Raw genomic sequence first — 17260 nt, 5'->3', positions numbered from 1 at the left:
GGAGTCCATGTTGGGGGAGTTTAGCCACATCTGCCCAATTCGGGCATTCAGGCGTTGCGTGTCGCCGTGAGGCTCTGTTCCTCCCACAGCCGGCCGGCCACGATCATGGCGGCTTCCTGCTGCCACTGACGGGTCACGTCGCGGGGCACGTACCTGCGGAACCAGTCCACCGCGAGCCGTGCCTCGCGGCTCACCCCGTCCGTGCGCGGACGCCGCGCATAGGGGTTGAGGCCGAGCACGCAGCAGAACTGCAGCACGTTGTAGTACCGCCACTCGTCGGTGGTCCCGAACGGACCCGGCGGGCGCAGTGCCGACACCGACTCCCGCAGCACCGCGCGCAGCTCACGGGCCCGCGCCCGCGGCTGGTCCTCCCGCCCGGCCAGCCGCCGCTCCACCGCCGGCAGATCCGTGAGAGGGCTGCGGGTGAGCCGGTCCAGATCGCCGAAATCGGACAGTGCCCGCCGGGTCAGCCGGAGGAACTCCGGTTCGCTGATGCCGTCCAGCCGGCGGCGCTCGCGGCGTCGCAGCAGCGCGTCCGCGTTGAGGAAGAGCGCGGCCCGGTCCGTCCGCAACGGACCCTCGTCGGCCAGCGCCACCCGGTCCAGCAGGCGCCGGATCCGGCTGCCCAGGCCGGCGACGGCGGCGACCATCGCCAGGATCAGGAACTGCAGGACCGCCACCACGTCGTCGCCGTCCGTCAGCATCAGGGTGACCGCGGCCGGGACGCCGGCCAGCACGGTCACCGCGATCGCTCCGGTCATCGACCGTCGCAGGTCCGGACGCAGCCGCTCACCGGTCTCCACCGCGTGCGCCACCGCGATCAGGTAACCGGCCGCGAGCAGGTCCACGCCGAGCGCCGCGAGCGCCGGGATCTCGGTGCTCGGCGACGGAATCAGCAGCAGGGCCAGCGCCGCCGCGTAGAGCACCGCGAGCATCGTCATCGCGGCCGGCAGCCGGGGCGGGAACACCTGCGCGCGCAGCCGCCACAGCAGCCACAACGCGCCGGCCAGCGGGGTCAGCGCCACCAGCCGGCCGGCCGGCGGCAACGCGATCACCATCGCCAGGAACAGCACCCCGAGCACCAGCGCGCCCCGGTCGATCGGCCGCCGTTCCCGCGGCGTCAGCGGCAGCAGCGCCACCACGGCGCCGGCCCACCCCAGCGCCGGCAGGCAGAGCCAGATCTGGGCGGCCGCGCCGCCGGGTGCGAGGGTCCAGATCACCAGCCCGACGGCGTACGCCCCGAGCGCCGCCCCCGCCCACCGCAGAACCGTCCGTCGTGGATCGCGCCCGACCAGGTAGCAGGCCAGCCACGCGGTGAGGGTGAATGCGGGAACGGCGAGAGCGGGCACCCGAAGAGTCAACCAAAGAGTTGCCGGGTCTCGACAGCCGCCTTTCTCTGCCGTCGTTTCCGGACCACCCAGAACGTGGCCCAGAGCAGCACGCCGAGCCCGATCAGCACCAGGACCGGCAGCACGATCGCCACGATCGACATCACCACGCTGCTGATGTCCTCCGCGGTGCTCGCCACCGGCGCGCCGACCCCGGCCGTTGTCGCGTTCACCACCGGGCGGCTCGCGGCCTTCACCCCGTGCACGCCGAGCGCGATCACCGCACCCGCCACGATCGGCACCCATTGATGCGAGCTGAAGAACGAGCCCGGATCGGTGACGGTGACCGTCTCGGCCGTCGAGCCCGCGCCGAACGCCAGGCCACCGGCGGTCGGCCGGATGAACGTCTGCACCGCGTCGTTCAGGTGGTCGACGACCGGCACCTTGTCGGCCACCACCTCGATCGCCAGCAGAAGGGCGAGGATCGCCAGGGTCCAGCCGTTCGTCAGCCAGGCCCAGCCGGACGGCAGGTCGATCGCGCCGGTGAAACGGGCCAGCAGACCCATCGTCAGCAGAGGTATGTACGCATTCAGGCCGGCGGATGCCGCGAGGCCTGTGCCGGTCAACACTTCGAACACGTTCTCAGCATGGCACCGCCACGCACGTTCCGCCGGGCGGTGCCTGCCCCGCGGCGGAGAACAGGAGGCAACCCCGTCAGGTAGTGTCGTGCGGTGCGTCTGGTCATCGCGAAATGCTCAGTGGACTACGTCGGACGGTTGTCCGCCCACCTCCCGCCCGCCGTGCGGCTGCTCATGGTGAAAGCCGACGGGTCGGTGTCGATCCACGCCGACGACCGGGCCTACAAGCCGCTGAACTGGATGAGCCCGCCCTGCAAGCTGCAGGAGTCTCCCGGTGTGTGGAAAGTGGTGAACAAGGCCGGCGAGGAGCTCCGGATCACCCTGGAGGAGATCTTCCAGGACTACTCGTACGAGTTGGGCGTCGACCCGGGCCTGGTCAAGGACGGGGTGGAGGCGCACCTGCAGGAACTGCTGGCGGCGCACCCGGAGACCTTCGGCGAGGGCTGGACGCTTGTCCGCCGCGAGTTCATGACCGCGATCGGGCCGGTCGACCTGCTCTGCAAGGACGCGACAGGCGGCTCGGTGGCCGTCGAGGTGAAGCGCCGTGGCGAGATCGACGGGGTCGAGCAGCTGACCCGCTACCTCGAGCTGATGAACCGGGACCCGCTGCTGTCCCCGGTGAAGGGCGTGTTCGCGGCCCAGGAGATCAAGCCGCAGGCGCGGGTGCTCGCCACCGACCGGGGGATCCGGTGCGTGGTCGTGGACTACGACAAGCTGCGCGGCATGGACCGCGACGAGCTGACCCTGTTCTGACCGGCCCGCCCCGCGTGCAGGGCTTGGAGGGCGGAGCGCGCCCGAAGCCGACACGGGGGAAGGGCTAGCGGCGGGCGGTCAGCTCGGTGCGGTCCTCGGCCGTGGTGGCGTTCAGGTAAGCGCGGGCGCCCAGCAGCGCGACCCCGGCCTGCAGCAGCACCGACGACCACGGCAGCGGGTCGTCCCCGGCCAGGGCCAGCAGCGCCGGCAGGCCCAGGATCAGCAGGTCCGGGCCGGCGACCGAGTTCACCAGCGGGCCGGTGGAGACCGTGCCCATCGGGGTGTCCAGCGGCAGCAGGTCGTTGCGGACGAACCCGACCCGGGCGTGCCGGACCGCCGCCGCCGCGCCCGCCGGCGCGAGCGCGATGCCGAACGCCCACCACGGGCCGGGCGGGAGGTTGCCGGTCATCTGGAGCAGCGTCAGGGTCAGCGTCCCCCAGATGCCGGACAGCGCCAGCGGCACCCAGAAGCGCTGGTAGATGACCTGTCGCGAGGTGAGGCCGAGCATCCGGGCGAGCACCGGGTTGCCGGCGTCGGTGCGGATCGTGGCGGTCGACGTGCGGGCGGCCACCATCATGCCGACCAGCAGGACGATCGCGAGCAGCCAGTGCGGCGCCGAGGTCAGCAGCAGCGGCAGCGTGGTCGCGCCGAGCAGCCAGAGCAGCCGGGGACCCCGCCGGCCGGCCAGCAGCAGGTCCTGCCCGGTCAGCACCGGGAGCCGGGCCGGCGGGCGGGTGGAGCGCAGGCGGCGGTTCGCCCAGTAGCGCCGTTCCAGCATGTCGGTGACCCAGGACGGTTCCATGCCGAACGCCGCGTCGAACAGGGTGCCGGCGGTCTTGGCGGACTCCAGGATCCGGTCGTTGCGGGTGCGGGCCAGACCCCGTACCAGAAGGGTGAAGCCGGCGATGACGAGGGCCGTGAGCGCACCCGTGAGCGGAACCAGCGACGTGGCCGCGGGCGGGCCGCCCAGCGTGGGTGGCGTCCACCCGGCGGCCTCCGCGACCAGCTCGGCCAGACCGGCGGCGAGCGCCAGCGAGGCGAGACGGTCGAGCACGGCCGGCGAGGCCAGGCGGTCCAGCGGGGCCGGCGAGGCAGCCGTGGCCGAGCGGCGCTGTGCCACCGCGGCGAGCAGGAAGATCAGCAGGCCGAGCAGCGCGCCGGCGGCGACCAGCAGGGTGGGCAGCGCGTCGCGGGCGCCGGCGTGACCGAGCACCGCGAACGCGGCGGCGGCGCCGGTCAGCGCCGCGCCGGCCGCGCCCAGACGCACCGAGGGCAGCAGCAGCCGGCGGCGGCTCACCGGGGCGGTGAGCAGGAAATACGAGGCGGGGCGGCTCAGCGTGGCCGGGCCGAGGCGGCGTAGCGCATGGTAGAGCAGGGCGGCGCAGATCACCGACGCGGAGAGCCCGGCGACACCGGAGAGCGACGGGTCGGCCGGCCAGAAGATCTTGGTGAGCTGGACCTTGAAGACGCCCGCGCCGATCGCCACGCAGAGCACCGCGATGTAGACGTTGCTCAGCGTGGCGCCGCGCTCCCGGTGCGACGCCTGGGTGCCCCGGATCCAGCGCCGGAGCGGGCCTAACGGGACGGCGGACCCGGTCACAGCGAGTCCATCGTGGTCACCGTGGCGCCGGACGCGGCCGCGAACGCGTCGTCGTGGCTCGCCATCAGCAGCGAGCCGCCGGTCGTCAGGTACTCGGCGAGCATCGCGGCGACGGCGGCCTTGCCGTCCGGGTCCAGGCGCTGCTCCGGCTCGTCCAGGATCAGCAGGGAACTGGGCCGGATCAGGGCCAGGATCAGCGTGAGCCGCTGTTTCTGGCCGGACGAGAGCGACGGCGGGATCGCGTCGGCGTGCCCGGCCAGGCCGAACCGCTCGAAGGCCTCGTCGAGCCCGGCGCCGGCCGGGTCCTGGCCGTGCGCGCGGCAGATCAGCTCGGCGTGCTCGCGGGCGGTGAGACCGGGGTACCAGGTGGGCGGTTCCACGGTGGTGACCACGGCACGCCAGAACTCCGGGGTGTCGCCGGGCTCGCCCCCGAAGATCCGGATCTCACCGGCGTCCGGCTGCTGCAGACTGCTCACGCAGCGCAGCAGCGTGGACTTGCCGATGCCGTTCTCCCCGGTCACGCAGATCCCGGCGCCGGCCGGCAGGACCAGGCCGACGTCGACCAGGACCGGCGTGGAGCCGTAGCTGACGTGCAGACCGCTGACCTCGACCGCCGGATGATCCACCCGGACAGACTAGGGCTTGCGTCCGTAGAGAAGTCGCAGGGCCTTGACGATCTGGTTCACCTGGGCGGGCGTCCGCTCGAACGTCATCGCGGGAAGCAGCGACTTCGCCCGGCGGACGGTGATCGCCTTGGCCCGGGCGAACTCGCGCAGCCCGTCCTCGCCGTGGATCCGGCCGAACCCGGACTCGCCGACACCGCCGAACGGCAGGTTGCCCATGCCGACGAAGGCGAGCGTCCCGTTCACCGCGACCATGCCGGAGCGCAGCCGCCGGGCGATCCGGATGGCGTTGCGCTTGCCGAAGACGGCGCCGCCCAGCCCGTACGCGGTGTCGTTGGCCTTCGCGACCGCCTCGTCCGCGTCGCGCACCTTGGTGATCGTCAGGGTCGGCCCGAACGTCTCCTCCCGGATCTCCGAGGAGGTCTCCGGCACGTCGACCAGGACGGTCGGGGAGACGTAGGGCGCCTGCACCGCCGACGCCCCGCCGAGCACCGCCCGGCCACCCTGCGCCAGGGCGTCCTCGATGTGGTCGCGGATGATGTCGAGCTGTTTCGGCATGGTGATCGGCCCGATCTCCGTGCCGGTGCGCAGCTTGCCGGCCTTCTCCACCACCGCGTCCACGAACCTGTCGTAGACCGGGGCGACCGCGTAGACCCGCTCGATGCCGATGCAGGTCTGCCCGGCGTTGGTCATGGCGCCCCATACGGCGGCCTCGGCGGCGGCGTCCACGTCCGCGTCGGCGTCCACGATCAGCGCGTCCTTGCCGCCGGCCTCGATCACCACCGGCACCAGGTTCTCGGCGCAGGCCGCCATCACCTTCTTGCCGGTCGCGGTGGAGCCGGTGAACGCGATCTTGCCGACGCCGGAGCGGCAGAGCGCGCCGCCGACGTCGCCCAGCCCGTGCACGGCCTGCAGCACCGGGTGCTCGGGGACGACCTCGGCGAACGTGTCGGCGAGCCACTGGCCGACGACGGGCGTGTACTCGCTCGGCTTGAGGACCACGGTGTTGCCTGCTGCCAGCGCGCCGCTGATCGGGCCGACCGGCGTGACGATCGGGTAGTTCCATGGTCCGATCACCCCGACCACGCCGAACGGCTGGTACTCCAGGTGGCCGGCGTGCTCGGCGAGCAGCAGGCGGGTGCGCACCTTACGCGGGCCGAGCACCCGTTTAGCGTGCTTGGCCGCCCAGTCCAGGTGCTCGACCGCGGCGGTCACCTCGATGATCCCGTCGGTGACCGGTTTGCCGGCCTCCCGGTGCGCCAGCTCGGCCAGCTCCTCGATCCGCTCGACGAGCAGCGTGCGCCAGCGCAGCAGCCGCACCTTGCGCCCCTCGAAACCGAGGCCCTGCCACCAGACGGCGGCCGCCTTGGCGCGCTCGACGGCGGCCACCACGGCCTTTTCGTCAGAGATCGGTACGCGACCGGCTTCCTCGCCGGTGGCCGGGTTGGTGGAGATGAGCCAGCCGTCCTCGATCACGGGCAGGCCGGGAACGTGAGTCGCCGTCATGTACGGAGTCTAGGGTGATTGTTACTGAACAGTCACTACGTACTCTTGGAGTTGTGAGCCCCCGCCGCAATCGCCCCCTCAAGAAGAAGCACGACGCCGAGGATCCGGGTCCGGATCGTCCCGGTATCACCGAGCAGCGTGTCCAGCAGTACCAGGACGGCGAGTGGATGGTGCGCAACATCTTCGGGCAGGCGGCGGTCAAGACGTACCGGTGCCCGGGGTGCATGGGGGACATCCGTCCGGGCGTCGCGCACATCGTGGCGTGGCCGGCCGACGGTTACGGCGACGAGTCCGACCGGCGGCACTGGCACACCGGCTGCTGGCGAGCCCGGGACCGGCGCGGCCCCGGGGTGGAGCGCTCGCGCAACGCCCCTCGTTATGGTTGACCATCCGACCGCCCCGCCCGAAACGACTGAAGGCCTTCCCAGAATGAGCAACCAGATCCGGGCCAACTCGATCCTGCCCGCGCACCGCGAGGAGATCGAGCTGCACACCGCGGACGGCGTGACCCTCGTCGGTGAGCTGGCCCGCCCGCTCGACCGCGAGCCGGTGGCCACCCTCGTCTGCCTGCACCCGCTGCCCACCCACGGCGGGATGATGGACAGCCACATCTACCGTAAGGCGGCGTGGCGGCTCCCGGCGCTGGCCGGCATCGCGGTGCTGCGCTTCAACACCCGAGGCACCTCATCGGTACGGGGTACGAGCGGCGGATCGTTCAGCAACGCCGTGGACGAGAAGTTCGACGTGGCAGCCGCGATCGAGTACGCGGAGTTCGCCGATCTCCCGAACATCTGGCTGGTCGGCTGGTCGTTCGGCACCGACCTCACCCTGATGTACGGGCTGGACCCCGCGGTGACCGGCGCGATTTTGCTCTCCCCGCCGCTGCGCTTCTCGCAACCCGAGCACCTGGACGCCTGGGCCGCCGACGGCAAGCCGCTCACCGCGATCATCCCGGAGTTCGACGACTACCTGCGCCCGGCCGAGGCGACGGAGCGGTTCGCCGCGATCCCGCAGTGCGACGTGGTGCCGGTCGAGGGCGGCAAGCACCTCTGGGTCGGCGACGCCGAGACCATCCTCGACGAGATCGTCCGCCGGGTCGCGCCGGAGGTGGCCACCCCGCTGCCGACGACCTGGGACGGGCCGATCGAGACGGGCGACATGAACGCGTACGCGGACCGCACCACCGCGGCCTTCAAACCGCTGGACGGCTAACGCTCGTCCAGGCTCGGGACCAGCACCTCACGCATGATCAGCTGGATGGCGGCCACCATCGGGATCGCCACCAGGGCGCCGATCACGCCGAACAGGCCGACCCCGACCAAGGCCGCCACCAGCGCCGCCACGTCGCTCACCTTGACCGAGCGGCGCATCACGTTCGGGTAGATCAGATAGTTCTCGATCTGCTGGTAGACGATGAAGAACACGATGCAGACGACGCCGTCGGTGATCGAGGACGCCAGCCCGACCAGGCTCACCACCACGGCGCCGAGCGTCGCGCCGATCTGCGGGATCAGGTCACAGACCGCGACCACCACGGCCAGGGCGAACGGGTACGCCAGACCCAGCGCCAGGGCCAGGGCGAAGGTGCTCACCCCGGCCAGGATGGCGATCGCCAGCGCGCCCACCATGTACGCGCCGACCTTGGTGAGAATCTCGTCGGTGAGCAGCCGCACCCGCTCGCGCCGTGACCCCGGGACCAGCGCGTACCCGGTCTCCTTGATCCGCTCGAACGCGGCCATGAAGTAGATCGTCAGCACCAGCACGGTGAGGATGTTGAAGACCGTGCCGAACAGCAGCCGGGCGCCGCCGACCACGCCACCGACCGCGTTGCCGACGGTGCCCGCGTTGATCGCGCTCTGCACCTTGTTGACGATGTCGTAGCGCTGGATCAGCTCGTTGACGGTCTCGCTGCGCCGGAAGCTCTCGATCGTGTCGGGCGCGTTGTTGATCAGCTCGGTGGTCTGCGTGACGAGCGGCGGTATCAGCGCGATGAGGCCGCCGACCAGCAGGCCCACGACGGCCAGCGCGACGATCGCGACGGCCAGCCCGCGGCGCAGGCCCCAGCGGCGCAGCCGTTCCACGGCCGGGTTCAGGCCGATCGCCAGGAACAGCGCGATGAAGATCAGGACCAGGATCGAGGCGGCGTTGCGGACGCCGAGGAAGAGCGCGTACGCCAGGATGGCGCCGAGTCCGAAGAGGAATCCGAAGAGGAACGGGCTGCGCCGGTTGAGCGGCCGCCCGGGCTCACCGAAGCGGCCCTCGTCGTCGCTGCCCGAGCCGGTCGCAGAGCCTGTCGCCGGGCCCGTCGCGGGGCCTGTCGCCGGGCCGGAGCCTGTCGCCGTGCCGGTCGCGGGGCCTGTCGCCGGGCCGGAGCCTGTCGCCGTGCCGGTCGCGGGGCCTGTCGCCGGGCCGGAGCCGGTCGCCGTGCCGGAGCCGGTCGCCGTGCCGGTCGCGGGGCCTGTCGCCGTGCCGGAGCCGGCCGCTGGATCGGGGGGAACGGGCTCGTCAGTGGGCTTCACGGCGGGTTTCTCGGCAGGCGTCTCGGACGACACCACCGGACGCTATCGCCGACACGCCCCCTCCGCTACCCGGGCGGAGGAGGCGTGTCGATGATCGCTTTCGGGCTTACACCCGGCGTCGGCCGGGCAGCGGCTTCCGGCTTACACCGGCACCAGCCGGGCAGCGGCCTTCCGCTTACTCGGCGTCGGCCGGAATCCGGCTCGCCTGCGGGACCGTCACCTTCGCCGAGGCAGTGACCTTGGCCGGCGCGGCAGTGGCGGGCGCAGCAGGGGCCGGTGCCGCAGTGGCGGCCGGCACCGACGGGGTGGCCGGCGCCGCGGGCTTCTCGGCAGCCGGTTTCTCGGCGGCCGGCTCGCCCTCCGCGTACCCATCCTGGTCCTCCGGTGAGGCAGCGGCCGCGAGCACCGCCGCGGCAGCCAGCTCGGCCACCCGCTTCGCCTCGCGCTGCACCTGCCGGCGCACCTCGGCCGCGTGCCGCTCGGCGGCCTCCCCGGCCCGCTCGGCCTCGGTGACCCGCTTGAGCTCGGCCTCCAGCTTCTGCTGGGTCTCGCCGAGACGCTGCTGGACGCGCTCGCACTCGGTCTCCGACTCGGCCGCCTGCTGCTCCGCAGCGGCCCGGCGAGCCTCCGCCTCGGCGATCCTCGCCTGCGCGGCCTCCAGATCCCGGCCGGCCTGGGCGATCTTCTCCTGCTGAGCGGCGATCTCCTTGCGTACGGCCGTGGCCTGCTCGTCGGAGCGCCGGAGCACCTCTTCGGCGTACTTGTCGGCCTCGCTGCGCAGGTCGGCGCACTGCTTCTCGACGCCGGACCGCATCTGGCCCAGCTCCTCGATCACCGAGTGCCGGCGCAGGGCCAGCTCCTGGTCGACGGCGGCCTTCAGCTCGGTGGCCTCGCGCTCGGCGGCGGCCCGCTTCGCGGCGATCTCCTGCTGCGTCTTCTCGCGCAGCGCCTTGAGCTCCTGCTCCGACTGGAGCCGGGTGGACTGCACGTAACCGTCCACTTCGGCCTTGGTGCGCTGCGCCTCCTGCACCGCCTTGTCGGTGAGGTGCTGGGCCTCGTTGCGCGCCCGGTTCAGCGTCGCCTCGGCCTCGCTGCGCATCTGCTCGGCGTTCTGCCGGGTCGCGGCCAGCGCCTTCTCGGTGGCGACGCGCTTGGCGGTGTCGGCTTTCTCCTCCTCGGCCCGGCGCGCGGCCAGGGCGATCTCGAAGTCCCGGATGCCGTCGTGCGCGTGCGCCTCGGCCTCGGCCCGGATCCGCTCCGCCTCGGCGAGCCGGCCCGCGATGTCGTCGGTCGCCGACGCCTTGATCGCCTCGGCCTGCTCCTCGGCCAGCGCGAGGATCTGCTCGACGCGGGGGCCGAGGTGCCGGAACGAGACCTCGCCGACCGCGCCGGACTGCCGCCGGACCTGGGTCATCTCCTGCTGCAGCCGCTCGATCTGCGCGCTCATCGCCTGGATCTGCGAGTACGCCTGCTCACGCTCTGCGGCCAGCGCGGCGATCTCGTTCTCCGCCCGGGCTACGTATCGCTCGACCTGTTTCTTCTCGTAGCCCCGGAGGGCGGTCTCGAAGCTCGGTTCGGTGGCCGAGTCTCCGCTGAGACCGAAGATTTCACCGCCGTGCGACATGCTGTCCATCCTCACATACGCATCGTCCCGAGGCGTGTGCATACACACCAGGCTGGCAGGGACTGTGCGGGTAGTTACGAATTGTCCGACCCAGGCTGCCAAGACCCAAGGCTACGCGGCGAAAACGAGCGAGGCCGCACCGGAGAAACTCCGATACGGCCTCGAATCAGCCACGACCGTCCGGCCGTTTCACCGTCGCGTACTCACGGCGGCTCCGCAACCCGGAGACGACGCGTCGAATATCTCAGGAGTTGGTCTGAGCCGTCACCGGCTCGTCACCGGCCTCTGCCTGGTCATCCTCCTCAGCGACCGGCTCGCCGGCCTGCTGTGCGGCCGGCTGGGCGGGCTGCTCGGGGGCCCGCTGCGCCGGCGCCTCGACCGGCTTGGCGGGCTGCTCGGCGGGCTTGGGGGCGGCCGCCTCGGCCACCGCCTTGACCGCCGCGGCGCCGCCGACGCCCGGCACCAGACCGGACAGGCCGGAGAGCATCTGTCCCAGCTGGTTGGTGACCGCGTCCTTCTGCCGGGTGAGGTCCTCGACCTCGCGACGGGCGGCCTGGGTGGTCAGCTCGGCCTCGGTGCGGGCCTCGCTGAGCAGGCGCTGCGACTCGGTGCGCGCCTCGGTGACGGTCTTCTCGGCGAGCGCGCGGGCTTTCTCGACGGCCTCGGCGGCGCTGCGCTCGGACTCGATGCGGCGGCTCTCGGCGCGCTGCTCGATCTCCTTGGCGCGGTCCTCGGCGGCACGGGCCCGCTCCTCGGCCTCGGCCACCATCTTCTGGGTGGCGGCGACCTGCGCGGCGTGCCGCTCGGACTCCTCGCGCTCGGCCTTCTCCCGCCGCTCGGCGATCTCCAGGGCCAGCGCCTGCAGGTCCTTGTCACGCTTGTCACGGGCGTCGGTGAGCAGCTTGGTGGCCTCGGCGCGCTTCTCCTCGGCCTCGCGGGCGGCCTTGGCCCGGGCCTGGGTGATCTCGCGCTCGGCGGTGGCCCGCATCGAGGCGACCTCACGCTCCACGGTCGACTTCAGCTCGGCGACCTCGTGCGCGGTGACCGTGCGCAGCTGCTTGGTCTCGCGGTCCGCGTCGGAGCGCAGCGTGTCGGCCTCGCGACGGGCCTGCACCCGGTTCTCGGCGGCCTCGCGCTCGGCGTGGGTCCGCAGCTGACCGGCCTCCCGCTCGGCGGTGGCCTTCATCGCGGCGGCCTCGGCCCGCGCCTTGTCGGTGATCTCACGTGCTTCGAGGCGAGCCGCGGAGAGGATGCCCTCCGACTCCCGTTTCGCCTCGTTGCGGTGGTCGTTCGCCTGCTCCTCGGCGAGACGCAGGATCTGCTCCACCCGGGTGCCCAGCCCGGAGAGCGTCGGCCGGTTGTTCTCCTCCAGCAGCTTGTTGGAGTCGGCGAGTTTCTGCTCCAGCGCGTTCAGCCGCTGCTCGGCCTGGCGCAGACGACGCTGGGCGTCGTTCATCCGCTGCTCGGCCTCGCCGCGAGCCTGCTCGGACTGGTTCAGCGCGGCGAGCAGCCGGCCGATGTGTCCGTCGACCTGGTGACGGTCGTAACCCCGCAGAACCACGGTGAAGTCGTGCTGCGAGTTAGCGGTCTCGAAGAAGGCCAGGTTCTGATCCTGCTGCTGGGGCATTGCGCCATCCTGGCGAGAAGGGAACGGACATGCAAGAGCGGATGGGCATCCGAACCGCATCGTAGATCAGCTTTGACCAGGACCGTAGCGCGGTACCGGGCCGAACGGATGCGATGCTCGACTCACCGGTCAGTTCGCTCTCCTCCCGCTGTCACCAGCCCAGTCGGGGCTCTGCGCGACAGTGGTCGGTCCGGGTGGGTCGTCGGAGCTGCTCAATGCTCTCGATCCTGCCAGGCCGGTCGGGATGAGTCAGGTCAAATCACCCGACCGGCGTACCCGTCAGGCCGGCTCCACCAGCTCCACCAGGACACCGCCGGCGTCCTTGGGGTGCACGAAGTTGATCCGCGACCCGCCGGTGCCCCGGCGCGGCGTGTCATAGAGGAGACGAAGCCCACGTGCCCGCAGCTTCTCCGCGGCCGCCTCGACGTCGGCCACCGTGTAGGCCAGTTGCTGCAGGCCCGGGCCGCTGCGGTCGAGGAACCTGGCGATCGCCGAGTCGGGGCGCAACGGCGCGAGGAGCTGGATCCGCGGCCCGCTGTCGTCGCCGACCGCGAGCATCGCCTCCCGTACGCCTTGCTCCTCGTTCGTCTCTTGGTGCACACACCGCAAACCCAGGTTCTCGGCATAGAAGGTGATGGCCGCGTCCAGGTCGGCGACCGCGATCCCGACGTGGTCGATGCGCAGCAGTTCGACGCCGGAGAATGTGACATTCTCAGGGGCACTGTTACTCGATGAGACGTCCGTCATGCGGTTAGTCTCGGGCCTGACCCATCGTTAAGGCCAGACGGGTGTCTCCTCAGCACTCGGTCGACGCAGATCGGATCGTGACCGTGACCAGCTCCGTCATCGTCAGTGGCGCCCGGACCCCGATGGGGCGCCTGCTCGGCAACCTCAAGCATCTGACCGCCACCGCCCTCGGCGGTCACGCGATCGCCGCCGCCCTCGAGCGCGCCGGCGTCACTCCCGACCAGGTGCAGTACGTGATCATGGGTCAGGTGCTGCAGGCCGGCTGCGGGCAGATCCCGGCCCGGCAGGCCGCCGTCGCGGCCGGCATCCCGATGACCACCCCGGCCGTCACCGTCAACAAGGTGTGCCTCTCCGGGCTGGACGCGATCGCCCTGGCCGACCAGCTGATCCGGGCCGGCGAGTTCGACATCGTGGTGGCCGGCGGCATGGAGTCGATGACCAACGCCCCGCACCTGCTCACCGACTCCCGGCAGGGCAAGAAGTTCGGTGACGTGACGGTTCGCGACCACATGGCCCTCGACGGGCTCACCGACCCGTGGGCCGGCATCTCGATGGGTGAGTCCACCGAGACCAGCGGAACCGCGCTCGGGATCACCCGCGCCGAGCAGGACGCGTTCGCCGCGCTCAGCCACCAGCGCGCCGCCGCGGCCCAGCGCGAGGGCCGGTTCGCCGAGGAGATCACGGGAGTCCCGGCCGGCGGCCGCGGCGCCACCGGCCCGGTCGACACCGACGAGGGCGTGCGCCCGGACACCACCGCCGAGTCGCTGGCCAAGCTGCGCCCCGCCTTCACCGCGGACGGCACGATCACCGCGGCCTCCGCCTCCCCGATCTCCGACGGCGCCGCCGCGGTGGTCGTGATGAGCAAGGCCAAGGCCGAGGAGCTCGGGCTCACCTGGCTCGCCGAGATCGTCGCGCACGGCAACGTCGCCGGCCCGGACAGCTCGCTGCAGTCCCAGCCGGCCAACGCCATCCGGCACGCCCTGGACAAGGCCGGTCTCGCGGTGGACGATCTGGATCTGATCGAGATCAATGAGGCGTTCGCCCAGGTGGTCATCCAGTCGGCGCGCGAGCTCAAGGTGAGCGAGGAGATCGTCAACGTGAACGGCGGCGCGATCGCCCTGGGCCACCCGATCGGCATGTCCGGCGCCCGGCTCGCGCTCACCCTCGCCCTCGAACTGCAGCGGCGCGGCGGGGGCCTCGGCGCGGCCGGCCTCTGCGGCGGCGGCGGCCAGGGCGACGCCCTCATCCTCAAGGTGCCGGCCGGCGCTCCGGTGACCGAGGCCCCGGCCGCGTGAGCAGATCCCGCGACGTCCCCTCTCTCGTCGCCGCGGCGAGAGAGGGCGATCCGCGGTCCGTCGCCCGCCTGATCAGCCTGGTCGAGAACGGCGATCCGGCGCTGCCCGAGGTGGCCGCCGCGATGGCGCCGTTCGCGGGCCGCGCCCAGGTCGTCGGCCTCACCGGCGCGCCCGGCGTCGGCAAGTCCACCACCACGAACGAGCTGGTCCGGGCGCTGCGCGCGACACGCGCCCGGGTCGGTGTGCTCGCCGTCGACCCGTCCAGCCCGTTCACCGGCGGCGCGATCCTCGGCGACCGGATCCGGATGCAGGACCACAGCGCCGACCGGGGCGTCTACATCCGCTCGATGTCCAGTCGCGGCCAGCTGGGCGGTCTCTCGGCGGCGACACCCCAGGCGGTGCGCGTGCTGGAGGGCGCCGGCTGCGACGTGATCCTGGTCGAGACGGTCGGTGTCGGCCAGGCCGAGGTGGAGATCGCCTCGCTCGCCGACACCACGCTGGTGCTGCTCGCGCCGGGCATGGGCGACGCGATCCAGGCGGTCAAGGCCGGCGTCCTGGAGATCGCCGACGTCTTCGTGATCAACAAGGCGGACCGCCCCGGCGCGGACATCACCTACCGCGACATCCAGGGGATGCTTGCCCTCGGCGAGCGCGGCCCGGGGGACTGGCGGCCGCAGGTCACCCGCGCGGTGGCGGTCAAGGGCGAGGGTCTGGACGACGTGGTCGCCGCGATCGCCAAGCACCGGGACTGGCTGGAGAGCAGCGACAACCTTCGGGTACGCCGTGAGCGCCGCGCCGCCGCCGAGGTGTCCGCGATCGCCCTGGGCTCGTTGCGGGCCCGGATGGGCGACCCGTCGCAGGGAACCACCCTGACCGAGCTGGCCGCGAAGGTGGCAGCCGGCGAACTGGACCCCTACGCCGCAGCCGGCGAGCTGCTGGCCGGCCTCACCTGACGCCTGCCGCGGCTAGCTGCCGAAACGCTTCAGCGTCTCCTCGATCAGGGTACGGTCCCAGGTGAGGCGCCCCGCCTCCAGATCGGCCGTCAGGGCGCGTAGCCAGGCGATCTCGGCGCGAAGCAGGACGACGCGGTACTCGTCCTCGACCAGGAAGAGCCGTGGCAACCCGGGTGGTGCCTGTGCCTCGATGCCGGCGGCGCGTTCCTCCAGCGTGGTGAGCCGCCGGCGCAGCAGGCCGGCGGCCTCGTCCGGGCTGAGCATCGGCAGGAACGCGAGCGCCACCGGGAACTCCGGGAACTCGCGGGCCGGCTCCGGCAGCGTCTCCAGCAGCCACTGCCGCAGGGTGGCCGTGCCTTCCGCGGTCACCTCGTAGACCGTGCGCTCCGGCCGTCCCGCCTCCCGGCTGGTGCCGCCGGCGCGCACCAGGCCGTCCCGCACCAGGCGGTCCAGCGCCTGGTAGACGCTGTTGCGCTGCGCGACGTTGACCAGCTGGTCCTGCCCGCGCTCTTTGATCATCTGCTGCATCCGGTACGGGTGCATCGGCGCCTCCACCAGTAGCGCCAGCAGAACCATCGCGAGGGGGGACCGCTTCATGGCGCTCAGAATAGGCCTTGACGGTTCTTAGTCATGGCATCAATAGTCATTACATGACTAATAAACCGAGAGCTCTGATCGCCGGAGGTGGCATCGCCGGAGCGGTCACCGCCATCGCCCTGCACCGCGCCGGATGGGAGCCCCGCGTCTTCGAGGCCCGCGAGCGTGGCGCCGACGAGCGCGGCGCGTTCCTGACGGTGGCCGTCAACGGCGTGGCCGCCCTGCGTGACCTCGGCCTCGACCCCGAGCGGATGCTGGCGGCCGGCTTCCCCACACCGGCCCTGGCGATGTGCAACAGCCGGGGAAAGCGGCTCGCGGTGCTGCCGCTCGGCGGCCCGGCCGCGGACGGTTCCACGACGACGACGATCCGGCGTGCCGACCTCTACGCGGCGCTGCGGTCAGCGGCGGCCGAGCGCGGCATCCCGATCGAGCACGGCCGCCGGGTCGTCGGCTTCACCGAGCCCGGCGTGACCGTGCGGTTCGAGGACGGCGGTGAGGCGGAGGGGGAACTGCTGGTCGGCGCGGACGGCCTCCGCTCCCGCGTCCGCGCGGCGCTGAACCCGGGCGCCGCCGAGCCCGCCTATCTGGGTCTGCTCAACGCCGGTGGGTTCACCAGCCGTCCGGTCGACGCCGGCGTCCCGGGCCTGGTGCAGATGGCCTTCGGGCGCCGAGCCTTCTTCGGCTGGGTGGTCGAGCCGCCCCACGAGCCGCCCCACGCGCCGCCCCGCGAGCCGCTCCGCGAGCCGGCCTACGAGCCGTCCCACGAGCCGCCCTACGAGCCGTCCCACGAGCCGCCCCATGAACCGGCCCACGAGCCGGCCGCCGGTAGCGGGCCGGTCGCGGAGGATCGGCCCGGGAATCGGGTCTGGTGGTTCGCCAATCCGCCGCGGCGGGAGCCGGTCCGCCCCGGCGAGTTCACCCCGGAGAGCTGGAAGAACTACCTGATCGACCTCTTCGACGGCGACGACCTGCCCGCCGCCGCGATCATCCGGGCCAGCGACGAGGTGCTCGGCCCGTGGAACACCGAGGACCTGCGCCGGGTCCCGGTGTGGCGCTCGCGGCGAACCGTCCTGATCGGCGACGCGGCCCACGCCGTCTCGCCCTCCTCCGGCCAGGGCGCGTCGATGGCGATCGAGGACGCCGTCACCCTGGGGCGATGCCTGGCGGCGACCGGCGACACGGCGGCCGCGCTGGAGAAATACGAGCGTCTCCGCCGTACCCGTGTGCAGAAGGTCGTCGCGCACGGCCGCCGCAACGGCAGCGGCAAGACGGCCGGACCGGTCGGCGCGGCCATCCGGGACGCGATGTTCCCGCTGGTGGCGAAGATGCTCACCCGGAAGGGCGACCCGCAGGCGTGGATCTTCGAGCACCGGGTGCCGGAGATCGTCTGAGGGTGCCCCGGCAGCGTGGCGGACGCCACCGGGGCGGTGGGGGGATCCGCTGACCACTC

Annotated in this window: 16 protein-coding genes; 6 read left to right on the top strand and 10 right to left on the bottom strand. The window is 72.3% G+C overall.

The features are described from left to right. Positions 1–47 precede the first annotated feature (47 nt). Positions 48–1349, bottom strand: coding sequence for a hypothetical protein (locus AMIS_RS35425; protein ID WP_014447285.1), 1302 nt, complete (start codon positions 1347–1349; stop codon positions 48–50). Positions 1350–1357: 8 nt separating this feature from the next. Further along, positions 1358–1966: a DUF4126 domain-containing protein gene (locus AMIS_RS35420; protein ID WP_014447284.1), complete on the bottom strand. Its 609-nt coding sequence runs from the start codon at positions 1964–1966 to the stop codon at positions 1358–1360. 93 nt (positions 1967–2059) lie between these two features. Between AMIS_RS35420 and nucS the strand changes: the two genes are divergently transcribed. Then, positions 2060–2719 (top strand): endonuclease NucS, encoded by a 660-nt coding sequence (gene nucS / locus AMIS_RS35415; protein ID WP_014447283.1) that lies wholly within the window; start codon positions 2060–2062, stop codon positions 2717–2719. Between the two features lie 64 nt (positions 2720–2783). Here nucS and AMIS_RS35410 read toward each other — a convergent pair whose 3' ends face one another. The 3 genes from AMIS_RS35410 to AMIS_RS35400 are packed head-to-tail and all read right to left on the bottom strand — an operon-like array spanning position 2784 to position 6448. Next, positions 2784–4319, bottom strand: coding sequence for a DUF6297 family protein (locus AMIS_RS35410; protein WP_014447282.1), 1536 nt, complete (start codon positions 4317–4319; stop codon positions 2784–2786). Then, positions 4316–4945, bottom strand: a complete 630-nt coding sequence (locus tag AMIS_RS35405; RefSeq protein WP_014447281.1) for an ABC transporter ATP-binding protein — start codon at positions 4943–4945, stop codon at positions 4316–4318. The genes AMIS_RS35410 and AMIS_RS35405 overlap by 4 nt, the downstream gene beginning before the upstream one ends. 9 nt (positions 4946–4954) lie before the next feature. Continuing rightward, positions 4955–6448, bottom strand: coding sequence for an aldehyde dehydrogenase family protein (locus tag AMIS_RS35400; protein ID WP_014447280.1), 1494 nt, complete (start codon positions 6446–6448; stop codon positions 4955–4957). Positions 6449–6501: 53 nt separating this feature from the next. On the opposite strand from AMIS_RS35400, the gene AMIS_RS35395 reads away from it, so the two are divergent. Together AMIS_RS35395 and AMIS_RS35390 are read left to right on the top strand one after the other, a co-directional pair. Next, complete coding sequence (locus AMIS_RS35395) at positions 6502–6834, top strand: hypothetical protein (RefSeq protein ID WP_014447279.1); 333 nt, start codon at positions 6502–6504, stop codon at positions 6832–6834. 43 nt (positions 6835–6877) lie between these two features. Further along, positions 6878–7660, top strand: coding sequence for an alpha/beta hydrolase (locus tag AMIS_RS35390; RefSeq protein WP_014447278.1), 783 nt, complete (start codon positions 6878–6880; stop codon positions 7658–7660). On the opposite strand, the gene AMIS_RS35385 is transcribed toward AMIS_RS35390, so the two are convergent. The 4 genes from AMIS_RS35385 to mce all read right to left on the bottom strand — a co-directional run bounded on the left by AMIS_RS35385 (position 7657) and on the right by mce (position 12965). Then, positions 7657–9003, bottom strand: coding sequence for an AI-2E family transporter (locus tag AMIS_RS35385; protein ID WP_014447277.1), 1347 nt, complete (start codon positions 9001–9003; stop codon positions 7657–7659). The genes AMIS_RS35390 and AMIS_RS35385 overlap by 4 nt on opposite strands. A gap of 139 nt (positions 9004–9142) precedes the next feature. Continuing rightward, complete coding sequence (locus AMIS_RS35380) at positions 9143–10591, bottom strand: coiled-coil domain-containing protein (RefSeq protein WP_041831601.1); 1449 nt, start codon at positions 10589–10591, stop codon at positions 9143–9145. Between the two features lie 244 nt (positions 10592–10835). Continuing rightward, positions 10836–12218 (bottom strand): coiled-coil domain-containing protein, encoded by a 1383-nt coding sequence (locus tag AMIS_RS35375; protein WP_014447275.1) that lies wholly within the window; start codon positions 12216–12218, stop codon positions 10836–10838. A gap of 279 nt (positions 12219–12497) precedes the next feature. After that, positions 12498–12965, bottom strand: a complete 468-nt coding sequence (mce, locus tag AMIS_RS35370; protein ID WP_014447274.1) for a methylmalonyl-CoA epimerase — start codon at positions 12963–12965, stop codon at positions 12498–12500. 83 nt (positions 12966–13048) lie between these two features. Here mce and AMIS_RS35365 point away from each other — a divergent pair, with 83 nt between their 5' ends. Both AMIS_RS35365 and meaB read left to right on the top strand, forming a co-directional pair. Continuing rightward, on the top strand, positions 13049–14260 hold the full coding sequence (locus AMIS_RS35365; protein WP_041831599.1) for an acetyl-CoA C-acetyltransferase: 1212 nt from the start codon (positions 13049–13051) through the stop codon (positions 14258–14260). Then, entirely contained in the window at positions 14257–15213 is a 957-nt protein-coding gene (gene meaB, locus AMIS_RS35360; RefSeq protein WP_014447272.1) for a methylmalonyl Co-A mutase-associated GTPase MeaB, read from the top strand. The genes AMIS_RS35365 and meaB overlap by 4 nt, the downstream gene beginning before the upstream one ends. A gap of 12 nt (positions 15214–15225) precedes the next feature. On the opposite strand, the gene AMIS_RS35355 is transcribed toward meaB, so the two are convergent. After that, the gene (locus tag AMIS_RS35355) at positions 15226–15810 is read right to left on the bottom strand and encodes a PadR family transcriptional regulator (protein ID WP_014447271.1); all 585 of its coding nucleotides are present in this window, start codon (positions 15808–15810) and stop codon (positions 15226–15228) included. Between the two features lie 53 nt (positions 15811–15863). On the opposite strand from AMIS_RS35355, the gene AMIS_RS44425 reads away from it, so the two are divergent. Next, a complete protein-coding gene (locus AMIS_RS44425) occupies positions 15864–17201 on the top strand; it encodes an FAD-dependent oxidoreductase (protein WP_014447270.1) in 1338 nt (445 codons plus the stop codon). Positions 17202–17260: the final 59 nt, after the last annotated feature.

The organism is Actinoplanes missouriensis 431 (assembly GCF_000284295.1).
Taxonomy (GTDB): domain Bacteria; phylum Actinomycetota; class Actinomycetes; order Mycobacteriales; family Micromonosporaceae; genus Actinoplanes; species Actinoplanes missouriensis.
The sequence above is the reverse complement of the archived record's forward strand: the minus strand, read 5'-3'. Positions and strand labels throughout refer to the sequence as shown.

Excerpts from the sequence above, each read along its gene's own strand:
- AMIS_RS35400 (WP_014447280.1), bottom strand. The coding sequence starts at position 6,448 with ATGACGGCGACTCACGTTCCCGGCCTGCCCGTGATCGAGGACGGCTGG.
- AMIS_RS35390 (WP_014447278.1), top strand. The coding sequence starts at position 6,878 with ATGAGCAACCAGATCCGGGCCAACTCGATCCTGCCCGCGCACCGCGAG.
- AMIS_RS35380 (WP_041831601.1), bottom strand. The coding sequence starts at position 10,591 with ATGTCGCACGGCGGTGAAATCTTCGGTCTCAGCGGAGACTCGGCCACC.
- AMIS_RS35375 (WP_014447275.1), bottom strand. The coding sequence starts at position 12,218 with ATGCCCCAGCAGCAGGATCAGAACCTGGCCTTCTTCGAGACCGCTAAC.
- mce (WP_014447274.1), bottom strand. The coding sequence starts at position 12,965 with ATGACGGACGTCTCATCGAGTAACAGTGCCCCTGAGAATGTCACATTC.
- AMIS_RS35355 (WP_014447271.1), bottom strand. The coding sequence starts at position 15,810 with ATGAAGCGGTCCCCCCTCGCGATGGTTCTGCTGGCGCTACTGGTGGAG.
- AMIS_RS44425 (WP_014447270.1), top strand. The coding sequence starts at position 15,864 with ATGACTAATAAACCGAGAGCTCTGATCGCCGGAGGTGGCATCGCCGGA.